This is a genomic window from Buchnera aphidicola (Pentalonia nigronervosa) (genome assembly GCA_014622685.1).
Taxonomy (GTDB): Bacteria; Pseudomonadota; Gammaproteobacteria; order Enterobacterales; family Enterobacteriaceae; genus Buchnera; species Buchnera aphidicola_BD.
Genome location: CP061275.1, coordinates 228521 through 255428, shown reverse-complemented (window position 1 = coordinate 255428; position 26908 = coordinate 228521). Strand labels below are relative to the sequence as shown.

Annotated in this window: 21 protein-coding genes and 1 pseudogene; 3 read left to right on the top strand and 19 right to left on the bottom strand. The window is 25.1% G+C overall.

Features of this window, described 5'->3' with window-relative positions; translation table 11 throughout:
* Positions 1–12: 12 nt before the first annotated feature.
* Complete coding sequence (locus tag ICW73_01065; GenBank protein QNS02038.1) at positions 13–1815, bottom strand: ATP-binding cassette domain-containing protein; 1803 nt, start codon at positions 1813–1815, stop codon at positions 13–15.
* Positions 1816–2759: 944 nt separating this feature from the next.
* A pseudogene (gene pyrD, locus ICW73_01060) lies at positions 2760–3624 on the bottom strand (quinone-dependent dihydroorotate dehydrogenase).
* A gap of 1633 nt (positions 3625–5257) precedes the next feature.
* Between pyrD and asnS the strand changes: the two are divergent.
* Together asnS and ICW73_01050 are read left to right on the top strand one after the other, a co-directional pair.
* Positions 5258–6658, top strand: coding sequence for an asparagine--tRNA ligase (gene asnS / locus ICW73_01055; protein ID QNS02037.1), 1401 nt, complete (start codon positions 5258–5260; stop codon positions 6656–6658).
* Positions 6659–6761: 103 nt separating this feature from the next.
* A complete protein-coding gene (locus tag ICW73_01050) occupies positions 6762–7895 on the top strand; it encodes a porin (protein QNS02036.1) in 1134 nt (377 codons plus the stop codon).
* 773 nt (positions 7896–8668) lie between these two features.
* Here the strand turns inward: ICW73_01050 and ICW73_01045 are convergent.
* The 10 genes from ICW73_01045 to ICW73_01000 all read right to left on the bottom strand — a co-directional run bounded on the left by ICW73_01045 (position 8669) and on the right by ICW73_01000 (position 16549).
* A complete protein-coding gene (locus tag ICW73_01045) occupies positions 8669–9013 on the bottom strand; it encodes an HIT domain-containing protein (GenBank protein ID QNS02035.1) in 345 nt (114 codons plus the stop codon).
* A gap of 74 nt (positions 9014–9087) precedes the next feature.
* Positions 9088–10539 carry a PTS glucose transporter subunit IIBC gene (ptsG, locus tag ICW73_01040; protein ID QNS02034.1) on the bottom strand — a complete coding sequence of 484 codons (1452 nt, stop codon included), beginning with the start codon at positions 10537–10539 and terminating at the stop codon, positions 9088–9090.
* Between the two features lie 117 nt (positions 10540–10656).
* Complete coding sequence (locus ICW73_01035) at positions 10657–11463, bottom strand: YchF/TatD family DNA exonuclease (protein QNS02033.1); 807 nt, start codon at positions 11461–11463, stop codon at positions 10657–10659.
* 39 nt (positions 11464–11502) lie between these two features.
* Positions 11503–12483 carry a DNA polymerase III subunit delta' gene (locus ICW73_01030; GenBank protein ID QNS02032.1) on the bottom strand — a complete coding sequence of 327 codons (981 nt, stop codon included), beginning with the start codon at positions 12481–12483 and terminating at the stop codon, positions 11503–11505.
* Positions 12480–13118, bottom strand: a complete 639-nt coding sequence (locus ICW73_01025) for a dTMP kinase (protein QNS02031.1) — start codon at positions 13116–13118, stop codon at positions 12480–12482. The genes ICW73_01030 and ICW73_01025 overlap by 4 nt, the downstream gene beginning before the upstream one ends.
* Positions 13119–13247: 129 nt before the next feature.
* Positions 13248–13487 carry an acyl carrier protein gene (acpP, locus tag ICW73_01020; protein ID QNS02030.1) on the bottom strand — a complete coding sequence of 80 codons (240 nt, stop codon included), beginning with the start codon at positions 13485–13487 and terminating at the stop codon, positions 13248–13250.
* Between the two features lie 90 nt (positions 13488–13577).
* Complete coding sequence (fabG, locus tag ICW73_01015; protein QNS02029.1) at positions 13578–14312, bottom strand: 3-oxoacyl-ACP reductase FabG; 735 nt, start codon at positions 14310–14312, stop codon at positions 13578–13580.
* The gene (fabD, locus tag ICW73_01010) at positions 14302–15246 is read right to left on the bottom strand and encodes an ACP S-malonyltransferase (protein ID QNS02028.1); all 945 of its coding nucleotides are present in this window, start codon (positions 15244–15246) and stop codon (positions 14302–14304) included. The genes fabG and fabD overlap by 11 nt, the downstream gene beginning before the upstream one ends.
* A 79-nt stretch (positions 15247–15325) precedes the next feature.
* Positions 15326–15490, bottom strand: coding sequence for a 50S ribosomal protein L32 (gene rpmF, locus ICW73_01005; protein QNS02027.1), 165 nt, complete (start codon positions 15488–15490; stop codon positions 15326–15328).
* 114 nt (positions 15491–15604) lie between these two features.
* Positions 15605–16549 carry an RluA family pseudouridine synthase gene (locus tag ICW73_01000; protein ID QNS02026.1) on the bottom strand — a complete coding sequence of 315 codons (945 nt, stop codon included), beginning with the start codon at positions 16547–16549 and terminating at the stop codon, positions 15605–15607.
* 383 nt (positions 16550–16932) lie between these two features.
* Here ICW73_01000 and rne point away from each other — a divergent pair, with 383 nt between their 5' ends.
* Positions 16933–19800, top strand: a complete 2868-nt coding sequence (rne, locus tag ICW73_00995; GenBank protein QNS02025.1) for a ribonuclease E — start codon at positions 16933–16935, stop codon at positions 19798–19800.
* Positions 19801–19971: 171 nt separating this feature from the next.
* Here the strand turns inward: rne and ICW73_00990 are convergent, their stop codons facing one another.
* From ICW73_00990 to ICW73_00960, 7 genes are all read right to left on the bottom strand, one after another.
* Positions 19972–21597, bottom strand: a complete 1626-nt coding sequence (locus tag ICW73_00990; GenBank protein ID QNS02024.1) for a flagellar hook protein — start codon at positions 21595–21597, stop codon at positions 19972–19974.
* A gap of 58 nt (positions 21598–21655) precedes the next feature.
* Positions 21656–21988, bottom strand: coding sequence for a rod-binding protein (locus ICW73_00985; GenBank protein QNS02023.1), 333 nt, complete (start codon positions 21986–21988; stop codon positions 21656–21658).
* Positions 21988–23100, bottom strand: coding sequence for a flagellar basal body P-ring protein FlgI (locus ICW73_00980; GenBank protein ID QNS02022.1), 1113 nt, complete (start codon positions 23098–23100; stop codon positions 21988–21990). The genes ICW73_00985 and ICW73_00980 overlap by 1 nt, the downstream gene beginning before the upstream one ends.
* Before the next feature lie 203 nt (positions 23101–23303).
* Positions 23304–24020, bottom strand: a complete 717-nt coding sequence (locus ICW73_00975; protein ID QNS02021.1) for a flagellar basal body L-ring protein FlgH — start codon at positions 24018–24020, stop codon at positions 23304–23306.
* 52 nt (positions 24021–24072) lie between these two features.
* Complete coding sequence (gene flgG / locus ICW73_00970; GenBank protein ID QNS02020.1) at positions 24073–24855, bottom strand: flagellar basal-body rod protein FlgG; 783 nt, start codon at positions 24853–24855, stop codon at positions 24073–24075.
* 14 nt (positions 24856–24869) lie between these two features.
* On the bottom strand, positions 24870–25622 hold the full coding sequence (gene flgF, locus ICW73_00965) for a flagellar basal-body rod protein FlgF (protein ID QNS02019.1): 753 nt from the start codon (positions 25620–25622) through the stop codon (positions 24870–24872).
* Positions 25623–25648: 26 nt separating this feature from the next.
* Positions 25649–26866 carry a flagellar hook protein FlgE gene (locus tag ICW73_00960; protein QNS02018.1) on the bottom strand — a complete coding sequence of 406 codons (1218 nt, stop codon included), beginning with the start codon at positions 26864–26866 and terminating at the stop codon, positions 25649–25651.
* Positions 26867–26908: the final 42 nt, after the last annotated feature.

Here is a 26908-nt window from a genome sequence, read left to right as displayed (position 1 = left end):
ATATTTTTTATTTTATATCGAATTTTTTTTTTCTAAATTTTCCCATGTTTCAAGTGCTACTTTCAGATTTTTTTCTTTCTGACGTAAATTGTTTAATGTTAGTAAAATTTTTTTTTGGTCCTGTTTAAAAAAATTTAATGTATTTGTTTTTTCTTGTAATTGTGTAATATCGTATTCCAATTGTTCTATTTCATTTATTATTTTTTTTAATTTATGTTTAAAACATTTATTTTTTTTTTGTAATTTAAGTATATTAAGATTGTTTTGATTATTTTTTAATTTCAATGTAGTTTTGTAGATATTTTTTTTTGTAGTTGGTATTTTAAAAAAATTATATTGACCTATATAGTCAATAATGGTTCCATCTTTTTGAAATAACCAATACTTATGTACTGTTTTTTTAATGAATTCTTTATCGTGACTAACTATTAAAACCGTTCCTTGATAACTAATAATAGCAGTTTCTAATAGTTGCATGGTATTTAAATCTAAATCGTTTGTAGGTTCATCAAGGATTAAAACATTGCTTGGAGTTAAAAATAACTGTGCTAACAGTAATCTGTTACATTCTCCACCGGATAGTGTTTTAACTAATGATGTTAATTGATAAGGTTCAAATAAAAAACTTTTTAGATAACTTACAAGATGTATTTCTTTCCCATGTAAAAAAATTTTGCCATGACCATAAGATATATTATCAATAATAGATTTGTTAGGGTCTAACATTGATCTATTTTGATCAAAATATGCTATTTTTAGTTCTAATTTGGAATGTATTTCTCCTGTTGTTGGTTGGATTTTTTGTGTTATTATTTTTAATAATGTACTTTTTCCACATCCGTTGTCTCCGATTAGTCCTATTTTATCACCATGTTGAACAATGGAAGAAAAATTATTAATAATTATTTTATTTTTAATATAAAAAAAAATATTTTGTAGTTTAAAAATGATTTTCTTTCTGTAATTTTCAATATAATTAATATTAATGTGCGTTAATTCTTTTTTTTCTTTATAATCTAAAAATTTTTGTTTTAACGTTTTTAAATTTTTTACCCTGCCTTCATTACGTGTTGTACGTGCCTTAGTACTTTTTCTAAGCCATTGTTCTTCTTGTTTTAGTTTTTTATCGAATAATTTTTTTGTGATTTTTTCAATACGACAACTCTTGTGTTTTAATTTTATAAAATTTTGATAATCGCCAGGCCACGAAATTAATTTACCCCGATCAAGATCTATAATACGAGTACATACGTTTTGAATAAAAGATCTGTCATGTGATGTAAACAATATACTACCTGAAAATTTTTTTAAAGTTGTTTCTAGCCATGCAATTGTATTGATATCTAAATGATTAGTTGGTTCATCAAGTAATAAAACATCTGGTTTTCCTATTAATACATGCCCTATCGATGCTTTTCTTAATAATCCTCCAGAAAGATGAAATAAAAAATCGTTTTTTTTTAATTTTAATTTTTCAATTATCGCATTAACGTCTGCAATGGTTTTTACATCTATTTTTTTTTTATTTGCATTTTTTTCTAATAATCCTGAAACAATAAAATCATATACAGACATATTCACATTTTTTGGATGTTCTTGTTTGAGAAATGCAATTTTTATATCTTTTTTGTAAATTACATGACCATGATCTAAATCTTGCGTTTTATTAATTACTTTTAAAAGTGTAGATTTTCCAGCACCATTATTTCCTATTAAGCAAATTCTTTCATTGGCATGAATATGTAATACGGTTTGTTTAAATATTTTTAGATCATTAAATGACAAATAGGCATCTTTAATGCTCACTAGAGACATAAATTTTCAGTCCTTAATGTTTTTAAAAAATTTTTAAAGAAATATTGCATGTGTGATTATTTTTCATGAGGCGAAATATATTGAGAATGTATTGCTTATATTTTTCGTTATTTAAATTTTAGATTCTGGTTGTAACATTATTAAAAGAAAGATTTTAAAAAGTTTTTTTTGAACATGTTGTATATATATAAACTTTTTTGGTTTGATTAAGAATTTATAGTTTTTTCATAATTTTTATAAATGTTTTAAAAAAATATTTGCATGAATTATTTATAGATATAAAATAAACAATTGTTATATTTTTATATGTATGACAATAAAAAAATTGTTTAAATTGAAAACATGATTTTTTGAATGTTTTTTAAAATATTTTAAGAGAATGCATTTTGATGTTGTTTTTATGATATTTTCATATATATTTTATATTTTTATAATATTTTATACAAATATAAATTTTTATTATTAAATTATTTATCTTTTTAAAATAACAATGACTTAATTACATAAATTATGTATTGAAAATTATATAATACTCAAGATATATATTCAATATATTATATTTTTAATAAATTTAGAGTACTACAACTATCGTTGAATAATACGTTTGTTTAACACGATTAAAACTTTTTTCATTTTATACGACAATATCTTTATTTAAATTAGTATTTTATGTTGTATATTAAAATATTTTAGCAATATGTATTTCTGATTTTAGGCAAGTTCTTGTATTATTAAAGATAATAAACTGTATTTTCACATATTGTCAGATAAAATTTTATATTGTTTTGTTTAGTGAGTTTTAGAAATGCTAAAATTAATAGAATTTGTTTTTTTACATTTGATTCAGTTGTAATCATATTTTTTAAAATTTTGGCATTTTAAAATACAAATATATTTTTTATGTTCGAAAATATATAATATTACTAAAAATTCAAATCAAGACATTACAATTTTTCGATAATATTTTTGATTAATTTTGAACCATGATATATTAAACCAGAACATATTTGTATTAATGATGCACCTGATCACATTTTTTCTTTTTCTGATGTTGTAGAATTAATTCCACCAACACCAATAATTGGAATTTTACCTTTGAAAATTTTTGATAATAATAAAATTGTATTTGTACTTTTTTTGTAAAGGTACACCACTTATACCACCTTTTTCGATTTTATCATTTAAATTAAAAATTAGTGGTCTATCTAATTCTAATGTAGTATTTATTGCAATGAATCCGTCTATTTTACGTTTAATTAACTGATTTGCGACATGACGTAATTCTTTCTGTGATAAATCTGGAGACATTTTAATCACAATAGGAGTATATTTAAAATATTTTTTATACATTTTTATTTGTTTTTTTTACTTGACTCAACAAATCATTAAGTAATGATCCATGTTGTAGTGTTCTTAGATTTTTTTGTATTTGGTAAAGAAATGTTAATTGTGATATAACTAGCATATATATACACTTTTTCTATGCATGTCAGATAATCATAAACTGCATTTTGAATACTTGTTGTGTGATTTTTTCCTATATTAATGCCAATGATTCCTTTAAAATGAGATTTTTATATTTTAAATTAAATTATCTATACCAAGATTATTAAATCCCATTCTGTTAATTATTCCTTCCTCAGAGTCTATTCTAAATAATCTTGGATTAGGATTGCCGTATTGTGGTAATGGTGTCACTGTACCAATTTCAATAAAACCAAAACCTAATTTTGATAAAGTATTTATGTATTCTCCGTTTTCATCTATCCCAGCTGCTACACCAATTTTATTATTAAATGTTAATCCTATGCATATTGTTTTTTCATTGTTTTTATTATTACATAAAAAATTTATTAAGTATTGTGCTTTTTTGGAATTTAAGTATTTTAACGTTAAAATATGAGCTTATTCAGGGTCAATTAAAAATAATAGTTTACGAATTAAATTATACAACATTATAATTCTTTATTCATTGCAATTACATTTATAGAATATAATTTAACATATTTTCTGACATATAAATGTTACATGAGCGGAATTGAAAGATTATTTTATATACATCATATTATTTTTTACACATAAACAAATGCTTTTTTAAAATATTTTTTATTAAAATATATTACGTATATTTTTTATTTTTTTATAAAAATGTAATTTTATAAGATAATTTTTATGTATTAACAACGCGTAAAACAAAATAAAATATATTATGAAATAACATAATTATTCTACAATAACAATTGTACTTGATACTGATGCATACAAATTTTATAAATAGCAATCTATGTTTTGCAGTTATAAAAATCTTCATGTAGTTTTTGAGTCGATTGATTTAGAATCAAATATTTTAGGTTACTATTTTTTAATTTTATTGCAATAAAGAATTAAAACGATGTTTTATATTTAAGTAATAAAAAATACATGTATTTTCCTTCTTTTCTATTTTTTAAGCAAGAATATTTTACATTGGCTCAAGAAATTTCGCTATAATGTTTTGTAGGCAAACTAAATAATTATTACGGTAAACTAAATATTTGTGTAAGTGAATTATAAAAAGTAGTGATTTTATGAAAATCACCGATGTTGTTTTTAATTAGTAAAATTTATCATAGTCACTTTTTTAGAACTTATTTTTGAAAATATTGTATAACATTTTATATGAAAATTTACAATGTTTTTTATTAAATAAAAAGTTAGATTGATCGCATTTAAAAATTATATATTTAGTACTAGAAAAAGATTTTCATATAGTGCATACAGCTTTGATCATTAAAATACTATAAGAAAACTGTTGTTTTAAATAGGGGTACGTAATTATCATATAATTCGTATATTAAATTTATCACCATTACACACTCAAGGATATGAATGGTTTTAATTTCATTAACAGATTAGTAAAAGTTTAAAATATAGTCAAATTTTAGAATTAAAAATACAGTTATATCAATATGAAAATCATTTATCTTTTTTGAACAGATTTTTATTTTAATAAGCTTATTTTCAAATTATTTTAATTATTTTGTTATAAAGTCATTCGACATAATTCTATAGATCCAATAAAATAGAATGAAAAAGAATGACGATATTACAAAATGTTAGGAATTAATCCACGTACTAAAATTTATTTTTCAGACAATTTAAAATTTTAAAAAATTATATTTATTTATAAAAAATCTAAAAATAAAATAAACATTATTTTTGAATCAGAAATAAAAATAAACGTACGATATTATATGTATGAAACCTTTGAATACTGTTGTAAAATCAGTCAAACTCAATAATAAACTGATAGATAAAATATCTGATAGTTTTGGAAAAATATGTCGTGTAGATCAAAATTTTTTAAACTCCCTGCGTACAGAATTTAATATTTTTTAAAAATAACGGATATGTTAATTTTTAGAACAATCTATTTGATATATAATGTACAAGGAAATAATTTATGAACATAGTGTCCGTATCAGATATATATAAAGACAATATCACAGTAAATAGTTTAATTACTGTATGTGGATGGATACGCAGTCGTAGAAACTCAAAATCTGGTTTTTCGTTTCTTTCAGTTTATGATGGTTCGTGTTTTTATTCTATCCAAGTTATTGCTTGCAATACTTTGAAAAATTATTATGAAGAAATTTTAAGTTTGACAATTGGGTGTTCTATAGTAGTATTTGGGCATTTATCCTTATCAATTGGAAGTGAGCAAAAATACGAAATTGTATCAAAAAAAATTACAGTTTTAGGCTGGGTAGAAAACGCAAATACTTATCCGATGTCTGCAAAAAAACACAGTATGGAATATTTAAGAGAATTTTCACATTTACGCGCCAGAACAAATATTATTGGATCAATAGCTCGAATAAGACATAATGTATTTCAATCGTTACATCATTTTCTTCACACACGGGGTTATTATTGGGTTCCGACACCTGTAATTACAGGATTGAATACTGAAGGAACTGGTGCAATGTTTCGTGTATCTACATTAGATGTAGAACATACTCCTAAAAGTGAAAATGGCACCGTAGATTTTAAAAAAGATTTTTTTGGAAAAGAATCTTTTTTAACCGTTTCGGGTCAATTAAATTTAGAAACATATGCTTGTTCTTTATCTAAAGTCTACACTTTTGGACCGACTTTTCGTGCAGAAAATTCTAATACAAGTCGTCATTTAGCAGAATTTTGGATGTTAGAGATTGAATCTGCTTTTTCAGATTTAAATGAAATATCTGATATTTCTGAGTGCATGTTAAAGTATGTATGCAAGTCACTTTTGAAGCATTGCCAGACAGAGATTTGTTTTATTAGCAAATATTTTAACAATGATACAATTCATCGTTTAGAAAAATTATTGGTAGTAGATTTCGTGCGTGTTGAATATAAAGAAGTTATAAATATTTTATTACGATTTAAAGAAAAATTTAAACAATCTGTTTTTTTTGGTGTTGATTTATCTTCTGAACATGAGCGTTTTCTTGTAGAGCAATATTTTAAAATTCCTATAATAATTAAAAATTATCCGAAAGAATTAAAAGCGTTTTATATGAGATTAAATAATGATAATAAAACAGTTGCAGCAATGGATTTATTAGTTCCAGGTGTTGGAGAATTAATTGGCGGCTCTCAACGTGAAGAACGAATTTTGATTTTAGATCAACGTCTGTTAGAATCAGGTTTAAAAAAAGAAGATTATTGGTGGTATCGGGATTTGCGTCGTTATGGAACTGTACCCCATTCAGGATTTGGAATGGGTTTTGAACGTTTAATTTCTTATGTGACTGGTATCTCAAACATTAGAGATATTGCTCCGTTTCCGCGAACTTCAAACAATTTTAATTTATAATTAAAAATTTTATTTTTGTTAAAAAACAACATCAGAATAATTTAAAAAGTTGTATATAAAATATTAATTAAAGTTTTATTGACTAAAAGGTAGTATAAAAATTATGATTAATCGTAAATCGTTGGCAGTTATAATTCCTATGTTATTAGCTACTAGTAGTAGTACAGTGAATGCTTTAGAATTGTTAAACAAACATGGTAACAAACTTGAGTTATATGGTAGCATAAATCCTAATCGCGAAGCATCTCATAAAGCTTCATCAACTAAAATTAATTCGCATGATGATAATACAAACGCTATTGTAGGTTTATCCGGAAATATAAATATTACCGATAATTTATCCAGTTATGCAGTGGTTGAATATGGTACTAGTTTTTTTGGACCTGAAGAATTAATTAATAAACAACAACCTAATACTATACGATTAGGATATGCTGGTTTTAAATATGGATCCTGGGGTTCTATAGATTATGGTCGAAATTATGGCATTATGCACGATGCAGAAAAATTTGTACAACGTACACCATATATTCATGCAGATAGTTTGTTTTTAGATAATGACAATTATATGCTTGGTAGAAATAATAGTTTATTTACTTATCGCAACGATGATGTTTTTGGTTTAATAGATGGTTTAAGCTTTGCTGTTCAATATCAAGATCAAACTAAAAATAGATCAGAATCTCAACAAAATCATGCTGGATGGGGTGCATCTTTAAAATACGAAAGTGATTTAGGATGGGCTGCAGTTGGTACTTTTTTTAGCTCTCAAAAACCTCAAACATTAAGTCGTGATAAAAATATAAAAAATAAATTAGTAAATGCATATGGATTAGGTTTAAAATATAATAATGATAATTTATATTTCGCGGCATTTTATGGGATTGCAAACAATGTACAACCATCTCAAAGCTATATAAACCATTCATTAAGTAAATTATATATTAACAAAACACAAAATGTTGAAGCGATTGCAGAATATAATTTTCATGTTGGATTTTATCCATCTTTAAGTTATGTGCGTTCTGAAGGTAAAAATTCTAGTTTAAATAATGCATCCGATATTAATATTAGTTTAGAAAAAGAAATTAATATTGCTACTCGTTATGAACTAAGCAAAAATATTTCTACGTATATGAATTATAAAATTAATTTGTTAAAGAAAAGCGAATTTGTCAAAATTAATAAAATTCCTACAGATAATATTATTGGAGCAGGGATTGTATATAAATTTTAATACAGTTAAAGTATATATATTTTTGTAAAAAATTTTTTATTTTTTGTTACAACTTTCTACTGATTTATAAATAGTTAATATTTTAATATATTAAAAAATGTTTTTTAATTATATAAATTTCAGTAGAAAGAACATGTTTCTATATATAAATTTTAATGTAAAAATATCATACGAAATAAATTTTTATCTTTGAAAATACTATTTTTCCTGTTTGAATGGATATCAGTTGTATTTTTAGTAAAAATGGTTGATTTTTCCTAAAATATGATTGTAAAGATAATAGTTTATATGTTTTTTCAGGATAATAAAATAATGGTACTTGTATTTATTGGAGTATTATTATTTTTCAATCCTATTTTTTTGGTTTATCAAACATTTTTTGTGAAAAAACGATGTTTTTAAGGAAATTTTTTGATTTATTTTATCATTTGTTTTTTTTAATATTAATATTATTTTTTATCTAATAAAATAAAAAACAGTAATTTATTTTTAGAGAACGTAATATTGCGTTCAGTATGTAACATATTTAAAATGACATTTTCCTATTGCAACATTAAGTTTTACATGCTTGAATTGTTTTATTTATGGATACGTGAGTATTTTTTTTAGAATGATGTTTATATTATGTATATAGGAACAACTATTTACTAGAATTATCATAGAACACAAGATAGGAAAATAATTTATTCATTTTTTATTTCCTGTAATTTATAAAATATTAATATTTATTATATTAGATTATTGATAAAGCACATAACAACATAAATATATTTTTAATATAGTGCTATTAACTTTTCTCCTCCAAGCAAATGCATGTGTAAATAGTTTATTTCTTGACCACCATTTTTATTACAATTAATTATTATTTTGTATCCATCTTGACTGATTTTTGCACTTTTTGCAATTTTAATAGCAGTATAAATCATATGTTCTAGAACATGTTTATTAGATTTATCAATTTTATTTAATGATTTAATAAAAATATTTGGAACAATTAGTATATGTATTGGCGCTTTAGGTTTAATATCTTTAAAAGCAGTAATAATTCTGTCTTGATAAACTATGTCTGCTGGTATTTTCTTATTTATAATATCTTGAAAAATTGTATGATTTTGCATCAATGGAATTTCTCTTTTTTATCTATAAAGTGGTTTGCAATTATATTAAATAATTATATGTTTGTTATAAAATTTTAATTTTTATTTATTTTTTGCACGGAAGTTAAATATTCATCTATTTCAGTTTTAATATTTTCTGATCGTGTTCCAAAAACAATTTGTACACCAGTACCTGAAATGACAACGCCGGCTGCACCAAGACTCTTTAAATGTTTTTTATTAACTTTAGATGTTTCTATTATAGTTACTCGTAATCTTGTAATGCATGCATCTAGATTGATAATATTATTTTTTCCACCAAGCGCAGTAACAATGTCAGGTGCTATTTCTCGATTATTTTTAATTAAAATGTTATTTTTTTGTTTTTCTCGACCAGGTGTTGGAACATTAAAATGAATTATGAAAGTGTAAAAAATTACGTAATACAAAAATCCATAAAATATGCCAATCACAGGGAAAAGAAATATTCGATGTCCATTTCCACTAAGTATTATAAAGTCTATCAAACCATGTGAGAAACTTGTTCCAGCACGCATATTTAAAAAAATACATAACGGAAAAGATAAACCTGCTAAAATAGAATGAATGATATATAATATTGGTGCAACAATAATAAATGAAAACTCAATAGGTTCAGTAATACCAGTTAAAAAAGATGTTAATGCTGCAGATATCATAATACTACCGATTTTTTTTTTGTTTTCTTTTTTTGACGTGTGCCAAATAGCTAATGCTGCACCTGGCAGGCCATACATTTTAAATATAAAACCTCCCGATAAATTACCTGCAGTAATATCACCAGCCATGTATCTTGCAATATCACCATGAAAAATTTGTCCTATAGAATTAGTGTATTCTCCAATTTGCATTTGAAAAGGTACATTCCATATATGATGTAATCCAAATGGAACTAATGCACGTTCGACTAAACCATATAAATAAAATGCAAGTATAGGATTTTGATATGCTGCCCACTGAGAAAAAATTTGAATGCTATTACCAATAGGTGGCCATATTATAGATAATATTATTCCAATTAATATTGAAGATATTCCGGAAATAATTGGAACAAATCTTTTTCCTGAAAAAAATCCTAAATATTCTGGTAATTGAATACGATAAAATTTATTAAACATATATGCCGCAATTGATCCTGCGATAATTCCACCGAATATACCAGTATCGGAAAGATGTTGATGTTGTATATAATCAATGTTCACATGTAAAATTATTGGTTCAATCGCAGATAACGTTTGAATTAAAATACCATAAGAAACAACTGCTGCTAATGCAGCAACACCATCGTTTTTTGTAAATCCTAAAGCAACACCAATTGAAAAAATCAAAGGCATATTATTAAAAATAGAACCACCTGTTTGCGCCATAACTTGAGAAACAATGTTTGGTAATATTTCAAATTGTGCAGACCCTATTCCTAAAAGTATTCCTGCAATTGGCAGCACTGAAACAGGAAGCATTAATGATTTTCCAATTTTTTGAAGATTTGAAAATATATTTTTGCACATCTTATAAAAACTCCAAAATATATGTAGGTTTTGAAATAGACTATTTATAATATACATACTTTATAAGTTGTATTGATATCTATATCAATTAAGAAACACGATTAATTAACAATTCAATTACATTATTTTATTACATTTAAATAATGTATAAAAATTTTTTCTTGTAATGTATGCTATTTTTTTTAAATCTATTTTTTTTATGAAAGCGATTTTTTTTGCTATTTCAAACAAATATGCTGGTTGGTTTTCTTTTCCTCGATACGGTATTGGCGTTAAATAAGGAGAATCTGTTTCGATCAATAATCGATCTAATGGTATTTTTTTTGCTACTTGACATATTTTTTCATTATTTTTAAAAGTAATCATACCTGAGAAGGAAATATAAAATCCCATATTTAATAGTTTTAATGCGGCATTGTAATCTTCTGAAAAAGAATGGAGTACACCACCGCATTTTGTTGCATGTTCTTCTTTTAGAAGTTGAATAACATCATGGATCGAGTTTCGCGCATGTATCACAAGAGGTTTTTTTAAATGAGTTGCAATTTGAATATGTATTCGAAAGAAATCTTTTTGAATATTTTTTGTTTGAGATGAATAGTAATAATCTAAACCGGTTTCGCCTAATGCTATGACATTTTCTGATGTAGATAACTTTTTAAGTTTTTCACTTATTTTATCTAATGAAAAAAAATGATTTAATTCTGTTTCACATTTTAAAGGATGAATTCCGCAAGAGTAAAAAATAGACTTAGATTTTTTAAATAAGTTTTTTATTTTGTAAAAATTGTTAATAGATGTTGATATTGTTAAAAATTGTTTTACGTGATTTTTATATGAATTATCTAATATATCTTTTATGTTTTTGTCTAATAATACACATTTTAATTGATCAATATGACAATGGGAATCAATAAAAAACATAATTTTAAACTCCTTTGTATATTTAATATTCAAGTTGAATCAAAAATTTGAATTTTGCTCCCATAAAAGTAACTGTTCTGTTAATAATAATTCATAATTTATTCCAGGAATATTTAAGAGTCTGTATCGACATAATAACCAATTCTGAATACTTTTATATAAACATAATGATGTATAATTTTCTGAAAAAAAGTTAATTAATTTTACGTGGTCAAGATTTGTTAAAAATGTATTTTCAGATATCTTTATTTTCATTGCATCTAACAATAATGAGCATATCCAAAAAATTTTTTGTATACAATGATTGTTAAGAAATTTCGGTAAAATACCTAATAAATTTTTTTCTTTAAATGCATGCTGCAAATCTTGATAAAAATTTATTCTTTCAGTATACAATTTTGTAGATATAAATTTTTTTGCAAATATAGGAGAACCATCATGAAGACGTAGTGCTGTTAAGTTGATGATATTATTTTTTTTAGTTTTGTTTTTTAACCATTCTAAACTGTATTTTTCTTTTGGAGAAAATAATTTATAAATCAGACAACGACTATTTAAAGTGGAGTATAAATTATTTGCGTGATGATAATCAATGAGAAAAAACCAAGTGTTTTCTGGTGGTTCTTCAAGTGTTTTTAAAAATGCATTAACTGCAGATTCTGTCAGTTTTTTTATATTTGACAAAAAAATAATCTTAGCGCCACCTTGTTGTGAACACATGAAAACTTTATGATTAATTTTTCGAATATCATCAACATGAAAGACACCATTGTTTGAAGATATAACATTATGCCAATCAGGATGATTTTTTCCAGACATTAATTTGCATCCATGACACTTAAAGCAAATATTTTCTTTTTCTGGATCAAGACACAACAACCACCGACTGATAAACCAAATTAATTGAGATGCGCCAATTCCGGGTTTTGTACTTATTAAGATAGCATGATGAGCTTGTTTTATCATATGTTGATAAATAATATTTTTATAGGCTTTTTTGAGCCAGGGATATAAATTCATATAACTTGTTGTTTTAACCAATTGGATATTTTTTCTGTAATTTTTTTGTTAACATGAATAATATTTAAATTAGCGTTAATTTTTATAGTGTTACGATCTAATTTTATGTTTTTTAAATAACTGTTTCTTGTTTTTTGAAAAAAATTTAAAGATCTATTTTCTATATGATCCAAATAATGACGACTTTGAATTCTCTTTAATCCAACTTCAGGAAGTACATCCAAATAAATAGTTAAATCTGGAACAAAATTACCAAGTAGCAAAATTTTTATCTTTTTTATTATATTAGTTTTAATGCCCAACCCACCGCCTTGATAAGCTATAGAAGATAGATCATGACGATCAGAAATTACCCACATTCCATTTTTTAATGCAGGCTTAATGATATTTTGAATTAGTTGTATTCTTGCGGCATACATTAATAATAGCTCTGTTTCTTTGGTTAATATTTCTCTTGGAGATTTGTTAATGATTAATTCTCTTATTTTTTCTGAAATAGGAGTGCTGCCAGGTTGACGAACTAAGATAACATTTTTAATATTATGTTGTTTCAATATTTTTTTAATGCATATACAAGCATTAGTCTTACCTGAACCTTCTAAACCTTCAATGACAATAAACTTATTTTTTATCATTATTTATTTTTAAAATATTCAAATGATTTAATTAGATCTTTAAAAATTATTTTTATGAAACAATAATTTAACATATGTAAAATATTGAATCGTAAAAAAATATTATTATTGTGATGTTTAAGTATTAAACTAACAATTATGACGACGTTTAATATAATCAATTGCATGTTGTATAGTATTAATTTTTTCAGATTCTGCGTCTGAAATTTCAACATCAAATTCTTCTTCAAGGGCCATTATGAGTTCCACTATATCAAGTGAGTCAGCACCAAGATCTTGCATAAATAAAGAATGATTAAAAATGTTTTCTGTTGTAATATTTAATATTTTAGAAACAACGTTTTTAATACGGTTTTCAATATTGTTCATGTTATAAATCTCGTAAAATTAGTTAAAAATAATGATATTTTATTAATATTATAAAATTAAAATAATTAAATTAATATAATGTAATTCACATCATGTCATATACATACCACCATTTACATGCAATGTATGACCAGTGATATATGATGCTCCTGTAGAAATTAAAAACATAACTGCGTTAGCGATTTCTTCAATTGTTCCTAATCGTTTCATAGGAATATTAGATAAATGTGTTTGATATTGTATTGGATTTAATGTTTCTGTCAAATGTGTTTTTATTAGACCTGGTGAAATGATATTAACAGTAATGCCTTTTGCAGCTACTTCTAATGCTAATGATTTATGAAATCCAATAAGACCAGATTTCGAAGCGCTATAGTTTGTTTGTCCTATATTTCCTGTATGTGCAATAACAGAACTAATTGTAATAATACGCCCATTTCTTTTTTTAATCATAGATCGAATAATATATTTTGTTAGATAAAATATTGATGTTAAATTAATTTGTATAACGTTTTCCCATTGTTGATTGGTCATTTTTACTAACAAGTTATCTTCTTTTATACCTGCGTTATTAATTAAAATATCAATTGAACAATTGCGTTTATGAAGCATTTTTATTGTATTTTTTATTGAACGAACGTTTTTTATGTTCAAGATACAACCAAATCCTGTTTTTTTTAAATAATTGTCAATAATGTTTACTCCGTGTTGAGTAGTTGATGTACCAATCACCTGAATGCCATGATTTGATAATTTTTGTGCTATTCCTTTTCCAATGCCTCGATTTGCGCCTGTGACTAACGCAGTTATTTGATTAGTATTCATTTTTTTTTGTATTAATTGTATTTAGCGCTATTAAAAAGTTTTTTAAGTTACTGGTATTGCATGATATAATATTTTTTTTCATTTTGTTTAGATTAGTTAATATTTTATTTGGTCCAATTTCTAACATTATAGATACTTTTTTAAATGTTATAAAATCTATAATTTCCTTCCAACGTACAGTATTATACATTTGTCTAATTAACGCATTTTTTATTTTATGACTGCACATTTCAGATTTTACGTCAACATTATTAATAACTGGAATTTTTGGTTTTTTAACGTTAATATTTTTGAGTAATATTTTTAGTTTTTGAGAAGCGGGTTTTAGTATGTTACAATGTGCAGGTATCTTAAGATTAATATCAATTATATTTTTAGCTCCACGTTGTTTGCAGTATGCGCTAACTCGATTGACAGCATGATAATCACCAGATAATACAATTTGATTTTTTGCATTAATGCTAGCAATAGATACAATTTCATTTTTTTTTAAATCTTTACAAGCAGTTTTGATAATTTCTTTGTTTGTTCCAATGACAGCATGCATTAAAGAGGATCGATTTTGAGCAACTTTTTGCATTAATTTGCCACGTAAAAAAACAATTTTTAATGCATCAGAAAATTTTATAGAATTTGCGCAAACTAATGCAGAATATTCTCCTAAACTGTGTCCAGACATGTATTTCGGTGATTTAATACACAATTTTGACCAATAGCGATAAATTGCAACAGATGATGTTAATATTGCTGGTTGTGTATATTTGCTGATTGCTAATTTTTTTTTTGGCCCTTCTTGTATGATTTTAAATAAGTCAATATGAATGTTTTGTGATGCTTCATCAAATGTTTGTCGAAAAACGTGATCGTGTTTAAAAAAAGAAGATAACATTCCTACGTATTGCGATCCTTGTCCGGGAAATAACATTGCAAACATAGTTATTTTATTCCTTATAAAAGTTTATCTAATATGTTTAATATAGTGCTTTTAAACAAGCACTATCATTTTTTATTTTTTATATAACTTTCTGTCCTTTATAATATCCGTTGCAAGTAATATGGTGTCGAATATGTGTTTCGCCAGAAAATTTATCTATAGAAATAGCTGACTCTATTACAGCGTGATGTGAACGTCTCATACCTCTTTTAGAACGAGTAGGTTTATTCTTTTGAACTGCCATATTTTTATGTCTCTTAAAATTTTTAAATAATAAATAATATATTGATTTATTAAAAGGTTTTAAAAATAATTTTGATATTTTAAATGTGAATATAAAATACAATTTATATAAAAATTATATCATAGCATTCAAATATTTTTGAAATTTTATCTCTAATGGGGCAGTTATTTTTATTTTTTTTGCATTTTGAGGATGTGTAAAATGAATTTCGGAAGCATGTAATAACATTCTATTTATCTTTATTTTGTTGTTTATATTATTATCTAGATCATGCTGTCCGTAACGGGTATCAAATAATATTGGATGCCCTATATGTGAAGTATGCACTCGAATTTGATGTGTACGACCTGTTTTTGGAAAGATATCTAATAGCGTGGTTCTAGAATATTGTTTGTTAATTTTAAAATAAGTTTCTGCGAATTTTCCTGTTTGTGCAATAAACACTTTTTGTTTTTGATTATTAAACAGTTTTTTTTTTATCGGTTGAGAAATTTTTTTAATATTTAATGGCCATAATCCGTGTACTAAGGCTATATATTTTTTTTGTATATTATTTTTTCGAAATTGTTCGTGTAATGATATCAAAGCAAGACGTTTTTTTGCGATCATTACTATTCCAGACGTTTCACGATCGATTCTATGCACGAGTTCAAGAAATCGGTTTTTTGGATAGCACTGTCTAAAAAATTCTATAATTCCAAATTTTAACCCACTGCCTCCATGTACTGCTATTCCTGATGGTTTATTAACAATTAATAAAGATTCATCTTCGTATAAAACGTGATTTAATAATATATTCTTAGTTCTTTCTAAAATAAAAATATTTCTTTTTTTATAAGGAACTTGTATTGGGGGAATATTTAATATATCGCCAATTTTGAGTTTATAAAACGGTGCTATTTTTTTTTTGTTAACGCGTACCTTTCCTGTCCTTATAATTCGATAAATCATATTTTTAGGAGCATTTTTAAATTTCTTATGCATAAAATTATCTATTCTTTGATTTATCATATCTTGTGTTATATGTAAAATAGATTTGGGCAGTGTTTTGTATATCATTGAAAACATCTCTATTTTTAAATTTTTTATTTTTTGTTTATTGTAAAGTATTTTTTTTGCAAATATATTGATATTATTGTTAAAAAAGTATTTTTTTATGTTAAATCATATGCAAAAATTTTTATATTTTTTCTAAATAAAAATTTTTCATTTTATGTTTATTCATTTTAATGAAATATTTTTAATAATTTCAATATTTTTTATATGTAGAGTAAAATTTATTTTTTTGTTGAGAGTAATTTAATTTGATTTTTTAAAAAAACTTATTTTTATAAATATTTTAATAAAATGTACAATTACATTATAAAGATTTGTTTTTTATTATTTTATATTTTCTGTAGATGTGTTTACTTATTTATAAAAATAAGCGAGAAAACGTTATAATGAAAAGAATGTTAATTAATGCAACTCAACAGGAAGAATTGCGTGTCGCTCTTGTTGATGGTCAGCGTTTATATGATCTTGATATAGAAAATTTAAGATCTGAGCAAAAAAAATCGAATATATATAAAGGGAAAATTACTCGAATTGAACCAAGTTTAGAAGCAGCTTTTGTGGAATATGGAGCAGAAAAACACGGTTTTTTACCATTTAAAGAAATATCTAATCATTATTTTTTAATTGATTGTATAAACATATCGAATTTAAATATTCAAAGTGTATTAAGAGAAGGTCAAGAAATTATTGTGCAGATTAGTAAAGAAGAACGCGGCACTAAAGGTGCAGCTTTGACTACTTTTATAAGTTTAGCTGGCAGTTATTTGGTTCTTATGCCTAATAATCCTAAATCTATTGGGATTTCAAAAAGAATTGAAGGAAATGATAGAATAGAATTAAAAAAAATATTATCGTCTTTAAATATTCCTAAAAATATGGGCGTCATTGTTCGAACGGCTGGATTAGGTCAGTCTATTACATCTTTACAATCAGATTTATCATTGAGATTGCAGCATTGGAATATAATACAAAAAACAGCAAAAAATCGATCTGCACCGTTTTTGATCTATCAAGAAAGTAATGTAATTGTAAGAGCGTTTCGAGATTATTTAAGTCAAGATATTGGGGAAATATTAATTGACAATCCTGCTATGCTAGATTTTGCGCGTGAGCACATTGCATTTTTAGGTCGTCCGGATTTTGTTAATAAAATCAAGTTATATAATGGAACGATACCCTTGTTCAGTTATTTTCAAATAGAAACACAGATTAGTTCGGCTTTTCAAAGAAAAGTGCGTTTACCGTCTGGTGGTTCAATTATGTTAGACAGCACAGAAGCTTTAACTGCTATCGATATTAATTCTTCTCGTTCGACGCGTGGATCAGATATTGAATCAACTGCATTTAATACTAATCTTGAAGCCGTTGATGAAATTTCTCGTCAATTGCGATTAAGAGATGTAGGTGGTTTAATTGTTATTGATTTTATAGACATGATACCTATTAGCCATCAACGTGCAATTGAGTATAGATTACGTGAAATTTCGCGTTTAGATAGAGCTCGTATTCAAATTGGTCATATTTCTCGGTTTGGATTATTGGAAATGTCTCGACAAAGATTAAATTCTTCTTTGAGGGAATCTAGTTATCATGTATGTCCAAGATGTTCAGGATCGGGAACCATTCGGGATAACGAATCATTATCTTTATCAATTTTACGCTTAATAGAAGAAGAGGCGCTAAAAGAAAATACACATGAAGTGCATGTTATTGTACCTATAGAAATTGCTTGTTATTTATTGAATGAAAAAAGAGAAGCAGTAAACGCGATTGAAAAACGTCAATCTGGTGGAAAAACTATCATTATTCCAAATAAAAATATGAAAACTCCGCAATATTCTATTTCACGCATAAGAAAAAATGAGGCGTTTCATACAATTAGTTATTGTTTATCTAAGATCTCAAAAAGCAAAGTGCATAATTTTAGCAAAGAACAGCGACTAGAAAAAAAGAAAAGAAAAAAATTACATTTAAACAATTTTATTTATTCTAATTTAAATATTATAAAAAAACATCAACAACAAGACAATATTTTTAAAAAAAATAATTTTTATAATATTCTCACAACAATATTATCAAATATTAGTGATAATGTATTAAAAATCATTATTGGTATAAAAAAATTTTTTTTCGTTAAAAATATATTTTGTAAAATTGATGTTTTTAAAAGAAATATTTTTCGTGATAAAAAAAATATAAAATTTAAAAAAAAAATCAATGATTTAAAAATCAAAAAGATTCATTTAAAAAAAAATGTATTTTCTTTAAGTAAGTATGATAATGAAACATTATTATTCAATATTTTTAAAAATTATCAATTAGTTTTTTTACATACATATATTAAATATTTTTTTTTAAAATATTTATATTTAATATTAAAAGAACAAAATTGTTATTCATCTATATGTTTCAATTATATGACATTCCATGAGAATAAAAAACGATTTTTACGATATGCAGAACAGTATTTATTGCGTAAATGTACTTTAAAGACACTAAACATAAACAATAAAACACAATATATTAATTACAATTTTCTAATTTATAAAAGAAAAAAAAAATTCAAAACTAATGTATATAGCATAAAAGATTTTTTTATAAACCAAATATTTTCAAATAAAGTATGTAATGATTGTGATAATTTTTCGTCGTATAATTTAAAAAAAATAATTTTTAAATTTCATGTTAATCGATTTTCAGAATTAATCACATTTTCAATTGTTTTATTAGAATTAGAATTTTTTGAAGTTAAAATAATATTCTTAGATGAGCTATTCATGCAATTAGAGAAGTGTCATTTTTTTAATAAAAAAAAAATTAATATTATTTATCAAAGGAAGCAATTTCAAATAAGAAAAAATAAAAACTTGTTGTTGAAAAATAAATCAATGTATATAAAAAATATTTCTTATGTTTTTGATTATAATGTGATTTTAGAAAAGTATATTTTGAAACACAAAAAATATATTTTAAAAATTATTCACTATCAGTATGCATTTAAATGCGCAAAACAAAATATTTTTATTTTAAGAAATCAAGCATTTCTTTTGAATTGTTTAGAAAAAAAATTAATTAAAAACAATCAATCAAGCGCTCCTGTAACTAAAATTTCTAATAATATTATTTTTAATCGGACTAAATTTCTTGTTCATTCTAAAAAATTTGTTTTCACATCTAATATAAAAAAAAATAATGCTGCAGGAGCGCATTCTGCAACTAATTTTTCTCATTTTCCTATCTCAAATCTGAAATAAAATTATTATTTTATTTTAAAAATCAAGATAAATATACGCATTTTTACATTAAATAAAATAAATTACTGTATTGTTTTCTCAATAACCTTTTAAAACCTATAAAAAATAAAAACTTACTTAGGAATAAGTAAGTTTTTATTTTTTATAGGTTTTAAAAGGTTATTGAGAAAATTAGCTATAACATTCAACAATTTCATTAAAAATTTTTTCTGCTACTTGTAATACCTTAACGCTCGCAAGATAGCATTCTTGTTGATAATTCACATCTTGATAGTTTTTCTCAATGCTATCAGACATAGATATTTTTTTATTTCGCAATATTTCAATCATATTTTTTTTAAAAGGTAATTTTTCTTCAATGGCATTAGATTTATCAAGTATGGATTTATGAAATTTTTTATATGCTTGTTGAATAGTTCCTTCATCATTAATTAACACACCGTGATTTAAATGTGCTATGATTCTAGCTTCATTTTCACTTATTTGGTCGTCATCGTCTTGTGATGCAATTTTTAATAAATCACTATCTTGATTGTTTGACAATTCTAAATATTTTAATGTTTTTGAAAATGGTTTAATCATGTAAATATCACCATCAGCAACAGCACCATGTGATTGAAACACAATTCCATCAAACATCATAAACGCGTATTTGCTGTCTTGATATATATCAGGGCGAAGTATGGCATGATCGGATAATCTTGTGATTTTCCATGTATTATCTTTAAAATAGAGAATGTAATCACTATCTTTAGCGCTGCTAGTAACAAGCCAGTTTGCGGACAGTGATGGAGAAGATTGATTAGTGGAACTGGCAATAATTTCTGGATTAAAAATATAAAAAACCTGTTTTCCGGTATTGCCGAATGCATTATAACCTAAATTATGATATCCATTAATACTATCAGTAAAATTGATTGTTAACTGTCCTAACTTATTTTTTGCATTGTTTAATTCTTCTCGACGGAATCTTAAAAGAGCTCCTAGAGAACCATTAGGAATCGTATATTCTATTTTTTTAACTTTATTTTCAAGACTGTCAAAATAACCGACATTAATATATTGATCATCTGATCGTGAAGTAAGAGAAATCAAATTTTGTTTTTTATCATTATCTATAATGCATAAGCCGTTATTTAAATACAATTTATAACTATCATGTGTTTGAACAACTTTTACACCAATTAAATCGTTTAATTCATCAACTAGTTCATCTCTTTTTTCAATTAAAATATTAGATAATTGTACACTCGGAGAATAATGTATATCAATATTTATATCTCGTATTTGATCAATTAAAAAATTTGCCCTTGTAACAATTTTAATAACAGATTCTTTAATATCTTTTTCAAAATTTTGTAATCTTATATCAAAATCTTTTAAAGAAAATATAATTTCTTTTAGCTGATTTTTCATACTGATGTTATCAGCATTTATATCATTTTCAGTGATATCGTTTTCTATTTTATCATATAAAATACGAATCAAATCATTAAAAATATTAGATTTTTCGCAAAATAAATCGTCTAATTTTAATAATTGATCAATTGTTGTTTGTTCACCTACAACTTGTGCGCTAGTCTTTCTTTTTTCTTCATTAATAAATGTATTATAATCTTCATATATTTCTCGAACTTTTATTGCAGTATTTAAACTTTCATCTTGCTTTGTATTTTTTATCGATATATCTGTTGTAGGATTATTTGACTTGCGATCATTGGTTTTATTAATAGTTTGATCAATGATAGTTTTTATTGTGTTTATACTAGTCATTGCTGTATTTAATATAGAGGTCATGTTTTTTCCTGTTTATAAAATATGTTTAATAATCATATATTACTATAAGACGCATAAATCACGTTTTGTTATTTTCTAGCATTGGATTAAATTCTAATTGTGCAAGAATAGCATTTTGTAATCCTAATCCTTTACTAGCAATTTGTTGAGATAGATTTTGATCAAATACATCTGTATATAATCTACTTTGATTATTGTCAAACAAATCGTTTTTTAATAAAGAATTTCTCATATTTTTTAATAACATTTGAATAAATATAGACTCTACTTCCTGAGCAATTTTTAAATAATTCTTGTTCGAATGATGATGTGTTTGAAATTTTATTTTGTGCATTGACTGAATTGTATCATTAAATATATTTTTAGATAAGAAAAATAAATTATTTTTCATTAAACAATCTCCAATTTAGCATGTAAGCAACCAGCCATTTTCATAGATTGTAATATAGACATTAATTCATTAGTTTTTATGCCTAACGAATTTAACGCGCGAATAATATTGTGCAGATTTATGTTGTTATAATATTCATTTATATAATTATTATTTATAGTATTTTTTAGGTATGCTTGTTTTTTTCCTGATTTCGGAAATGTAGTTGCAAGATTTAAATTATTTATTTTATCGTTTGTTTTATATACTATGATAGATGTATTACCGTTTGAAACAACGCATGATCCTAATTTTACTCCTTTATTAATAACAATAGAACCAGTACGTGCATTTAATATAACTTTTGCCTCTTGTGTCGGAAGAGAAATATCTATATCTTGAATTTTTGACAACATGTGTACCTGAATTTTATTATTGTTTGAAGTAGTAATTTGTATAATTTTAGAATTAATCGGTGTTGCTGTATCTGGATAATGCTTATTTATCATGTCACTAATGCGTTGTGCGGTTCTAAAATCTTCTTCATTTAACTGAAGATTGATAATTTTATTTTTTCCGAAACTGTTGTTTATTTCTCGTTCAATAATTGCTCCGCTGTGAATTTTACCAGAATTAATTTGAGTAGATCTCATAAAATTAATATTTCGTTGCAAACTATTTTTTTCAGGTACTAATATATTACCTTGTGCAATGGCATAAATTTGATTATCAACACCCTTTAAAGGTGTCATTAATAGTGTTCCACCTCTTAAACTTTGAGCATTTCCTACAGAAGATACTGTAACGTCTATTTTTTCACCAGAACGACTAAATGGGGAAATCGTAGCTGTAACTATCACAGTTGCAATATTTTTTAAATACATGTTACTATTCGTTGGAAGCGTTAAGCCTAATTGTGATAACATGTTATATAATGCTTGATTTGTAAAAGGTGTTTGTATCGATTGATCGCCGGTTCCATCTAGTCCTACCACTAATCCATAACCAATAAGTTGATTATCACGAATTCCTTGAATACTGGTTAAATCACGAATTTTTTCGGCACGTACAGATAACGAAAATATTAAAAATATGAAAATGATCGACTTAAGTAATAGTGTTATTTTATACATAAAACGCCTTTTTGAACATTTTTAAAAAATGCAATGTAAAAATATGTAATTATATTCTTCAGTACATGTTATAGTCATAGAAAATTGTTTTATTATATGAGAATTTTATTTTATCTCATAAAAAATAAATAATATTCTTTATGAGATGGAATACAATAATTAAAGATATTGTATGTAAATAAAATTGATTTTTTTAAAAATATTTATACAGGAGAAAATTTTAAAAATAGTTTTTGTAGCCAACCCATATTTTTAGCGTCGTTAGTAGCACCATTACTTAAATATTCAATATGAGTATCAGCAATTTGCGTAGATGAAATTAAGTTATTTTTATTAATATTATCAGGATTAATTATTCCCGAAAAACGAATAAATTCTGTTTCATGATTAATAAACACTTTTTTATCACCAACTACACCTAAATTTCCGTTGGGAAAGATTTTTTGTACAGTTACTGCGATAATTCCAGTAAAACTATTTTTAGCAGAATTATTTCCCTTTCCTGAAAAAAAATTTTTTCCCGTTCCATATAAACCCATTTTATTAGTGTTTAAATGAAAATCTGTCATAGGATTCATTTGATTTGGAATGTTTGCTAATCCTATATCTAAATTTCCGTTGCGCGCATGATTAGAAAAAGAGCTGTTGCTTGCGTTTATATTTTCTTGTAAAACTATTGTTATAACATCGCCAATGGTATGCGGATGATGATCTTCAAATAGAGAGTGATATTTATAATTTTTAGAATTTGCGTTTTGAAATATTGAAGAATTTATAGTATTGTTATCAGCATTAGATTGTATATCTTCTATAACGTCAGGCATTAAAGATGTTTGATCAATAGAAGAACAACTTTGCATGCTTAATAAGAAAAAAATAATAAATAAGCGCTTAATGTTACAAATAAATAACTTTATCACAAAAAAGTTATCCTTAATAATGGATGTTGAATATATAAAATATTTTAAAAAATTATAATTGAGATAATTTTTGTAGCATTTGATCTGATGTATTAATTGATTTACTGTTAATTTCATATGCTCTTTGTGTTTGGATCATATTTACTAATTCTTCAGCAACGTTAACATTAGAAGTTTCAACGTATCCTTGGTATAACAAACCTGTTCCATTTAAACCTGGGAAGGTATCAATTGGCATGCCTGACGCTGGTGTTTCTTGATATAGGTTTTCTCCGATATTTTCTAATCCTGAATCATTTATAAAGCTAATCAAATTTAATTGTCCTACTGATATAGGTTGTGTTTGACCTTGAATAGATACAGTTACCACTCCATCTCTTGCAATATTAATATTTGTAGAATTTGATGGAATATTCATTTCTGGCATAATAGGAAATCCACTACTGGTTACTAGTTGTCCGTTTTGATTAATTTGAAAAGACCCATCTCTTGTATAGGCAACGTTTCCATCAGGTAATTGTACTTGAAAAAAACCTGGTCCATCAATAGCTATATCTTTTGATGAATCTGTTTTTAATAAATTTCCTTGACTATGAACACGTTCAGTTGCTACTGGTCGAACTCCTGTTCCTAACTGTAATCCCGATGGAAGAATGGTATCTATTGATGAATTTGTACCGGCTTGCCTCATAGTTTGATACATTAAATCTTCAAAAATGGCTCTTGAACGTTTAAAACCATTTGTACTTACATTAGCTAGATTATTAGAAATCACATTCATATTAATTTGTTGTGCATCTAAACCGGTTTTAGAAATCCATAAGGATGGAATCATGTTTATCCCCTTTATTATTGACTGTTAACATTAAGTAATTGATTTGCGTATTCTATATTTTTATCACACATAGAAATAATTTTCATTTGAATGTCAAATTGTCTTGCATTGGATATCATATCAATCATATTTTTTGTTGGGTTAACATTGCTACTTTCTAATGTTCCTGATTTTATTCTTATGTTATTATCATGATTTAAATTTTTATGTTTATAGGATTTTATTTTTTTGTTGAAATAAAACAATCCATTTTTTCTTTTTAAAAGGTTATTGTCAGAACAACGTACTAATTTTAATGCGCCAATTATAATATCTTTAACATCTTTTGTTGTTTTATTGATTAAAATAATTTTTCCTGTGGATGAAATTTTTATATTAGAACCATTTGGTATACTGATATCACAATTATTTCCGACTATTGGGTGATTTTGAATTGTTAATTTGCCATACTTATTAATTTTAATATGACCATTTTTAGTATATGCTTCTTGACCGTGAGAATCTTTTACTACTAACCATCCATTATTTTGTACAACACAATCTAAATTTCTTTCAGTATAGTTTAATATACCTTGAGAAAAATTATAGTATTCCTTTACTTTTTCTTTGTCTAGCATATTTGTATTATTATGATTTTTATTAATAATATAATTCAGTTGTTCTTTAAATCCGGTAGTGGAAATATTTGCTAAATTATTAGATATAACAGCTTGTTTGTCCAATAATTGTATAGCAGTGATCATTGCGTCATTTATGGCATTTTCCATGATAATTTTTCTTTTTAACAAATAAATTATTTTAAATTTATTAATGTGTTAATAATTCTGTCTTCGGCTTTAAAAGCTTGTACGTTAGATTGATAATTTCTTTGTGCTACAATCATATTTATTAGTTCTTTGTTTAAATCTACGTTAGAAGATTCTAATGTTTTACTAGTCAATACTCCAAAATCATCTTGTCCAGCTGTTCCAATTTTTTCTTTTCCGGAGTTTGCTGTAGCAGACCACATATTACCACTTTCTGGTTGTAGTTTTTCTGGATTAATAAACTTTGATAAAAATATTTGGCCAATATTTTTTACTTGTTGATTAGAATATGTTGCATGAATTTTCCCATTTGGTAGTACATCAAATGTTTTTAAAATGCCCTTTGGATATCCATTATGAGAAAAATTTATTGCAGAGCTTGGAATGTTTATATCTTCAATAGTGCCTGTTAAATCAAGACTGAGATTTTCATCATATTTTGGATCTTTAGTATTAATCTTAAAGTTAGCATTAGAAGTTAACTGACCATCATTATTAAAATTTATTTGAAAATTGTTGTTTTTGCTGTCGATAGATGAATCGTTAGATTTTATTTTGACGATCCATGTATTCTTATCGCTTGGGTTAAAAGAAATGTTGATTTTTTCTGACTTGCCTTGTTTATTTAAAATGAAAATGTGTGTTTGATAATTTTCTTCGTTTGACAAATTTTCATGTGAATTATTTTCATTTTGAATTGGATTGGCATGTCTATTTAATGTTGCTGCTAAAATGATTTTAGATGTTGGTTTAGCCTGCAATATATCAGCATGCTTTAAATTAATCGGTTCTAATTTAGATATGGGTTGATCATAGTCTAAAAAAGGTGTATTTATTCCAGTTAAATACATACCTTGTGCATTTATAATATTTTTATCTTTATCAAGAAAAAATTGACCATTTCTTGCGTAATAGACATGACCTAAAGAATCTAATATACGAAAAAATCCATCTTTCGTAATACCTAAATCTAAATTTCCTCCAGTTTCAATTAACGTTCCGTTGTTAAAATTTTGAAGTATGCTAGATATACCAACTCCAGATCCAAATGTATTATGAGAATACAAAGAATGATCAGCAATATTATAAAAACAAGGACTACTTGATTTAAATCCTATGGTAGAAGCATTGGCGATATTATTAGATATAATGTCCATATGATTACCATTTACAAGTAAACTATTGATGGTGACTGTGCTTGACATAAATTTATCTCTTTTATTATATAATTATGTAAATTAGTTTTT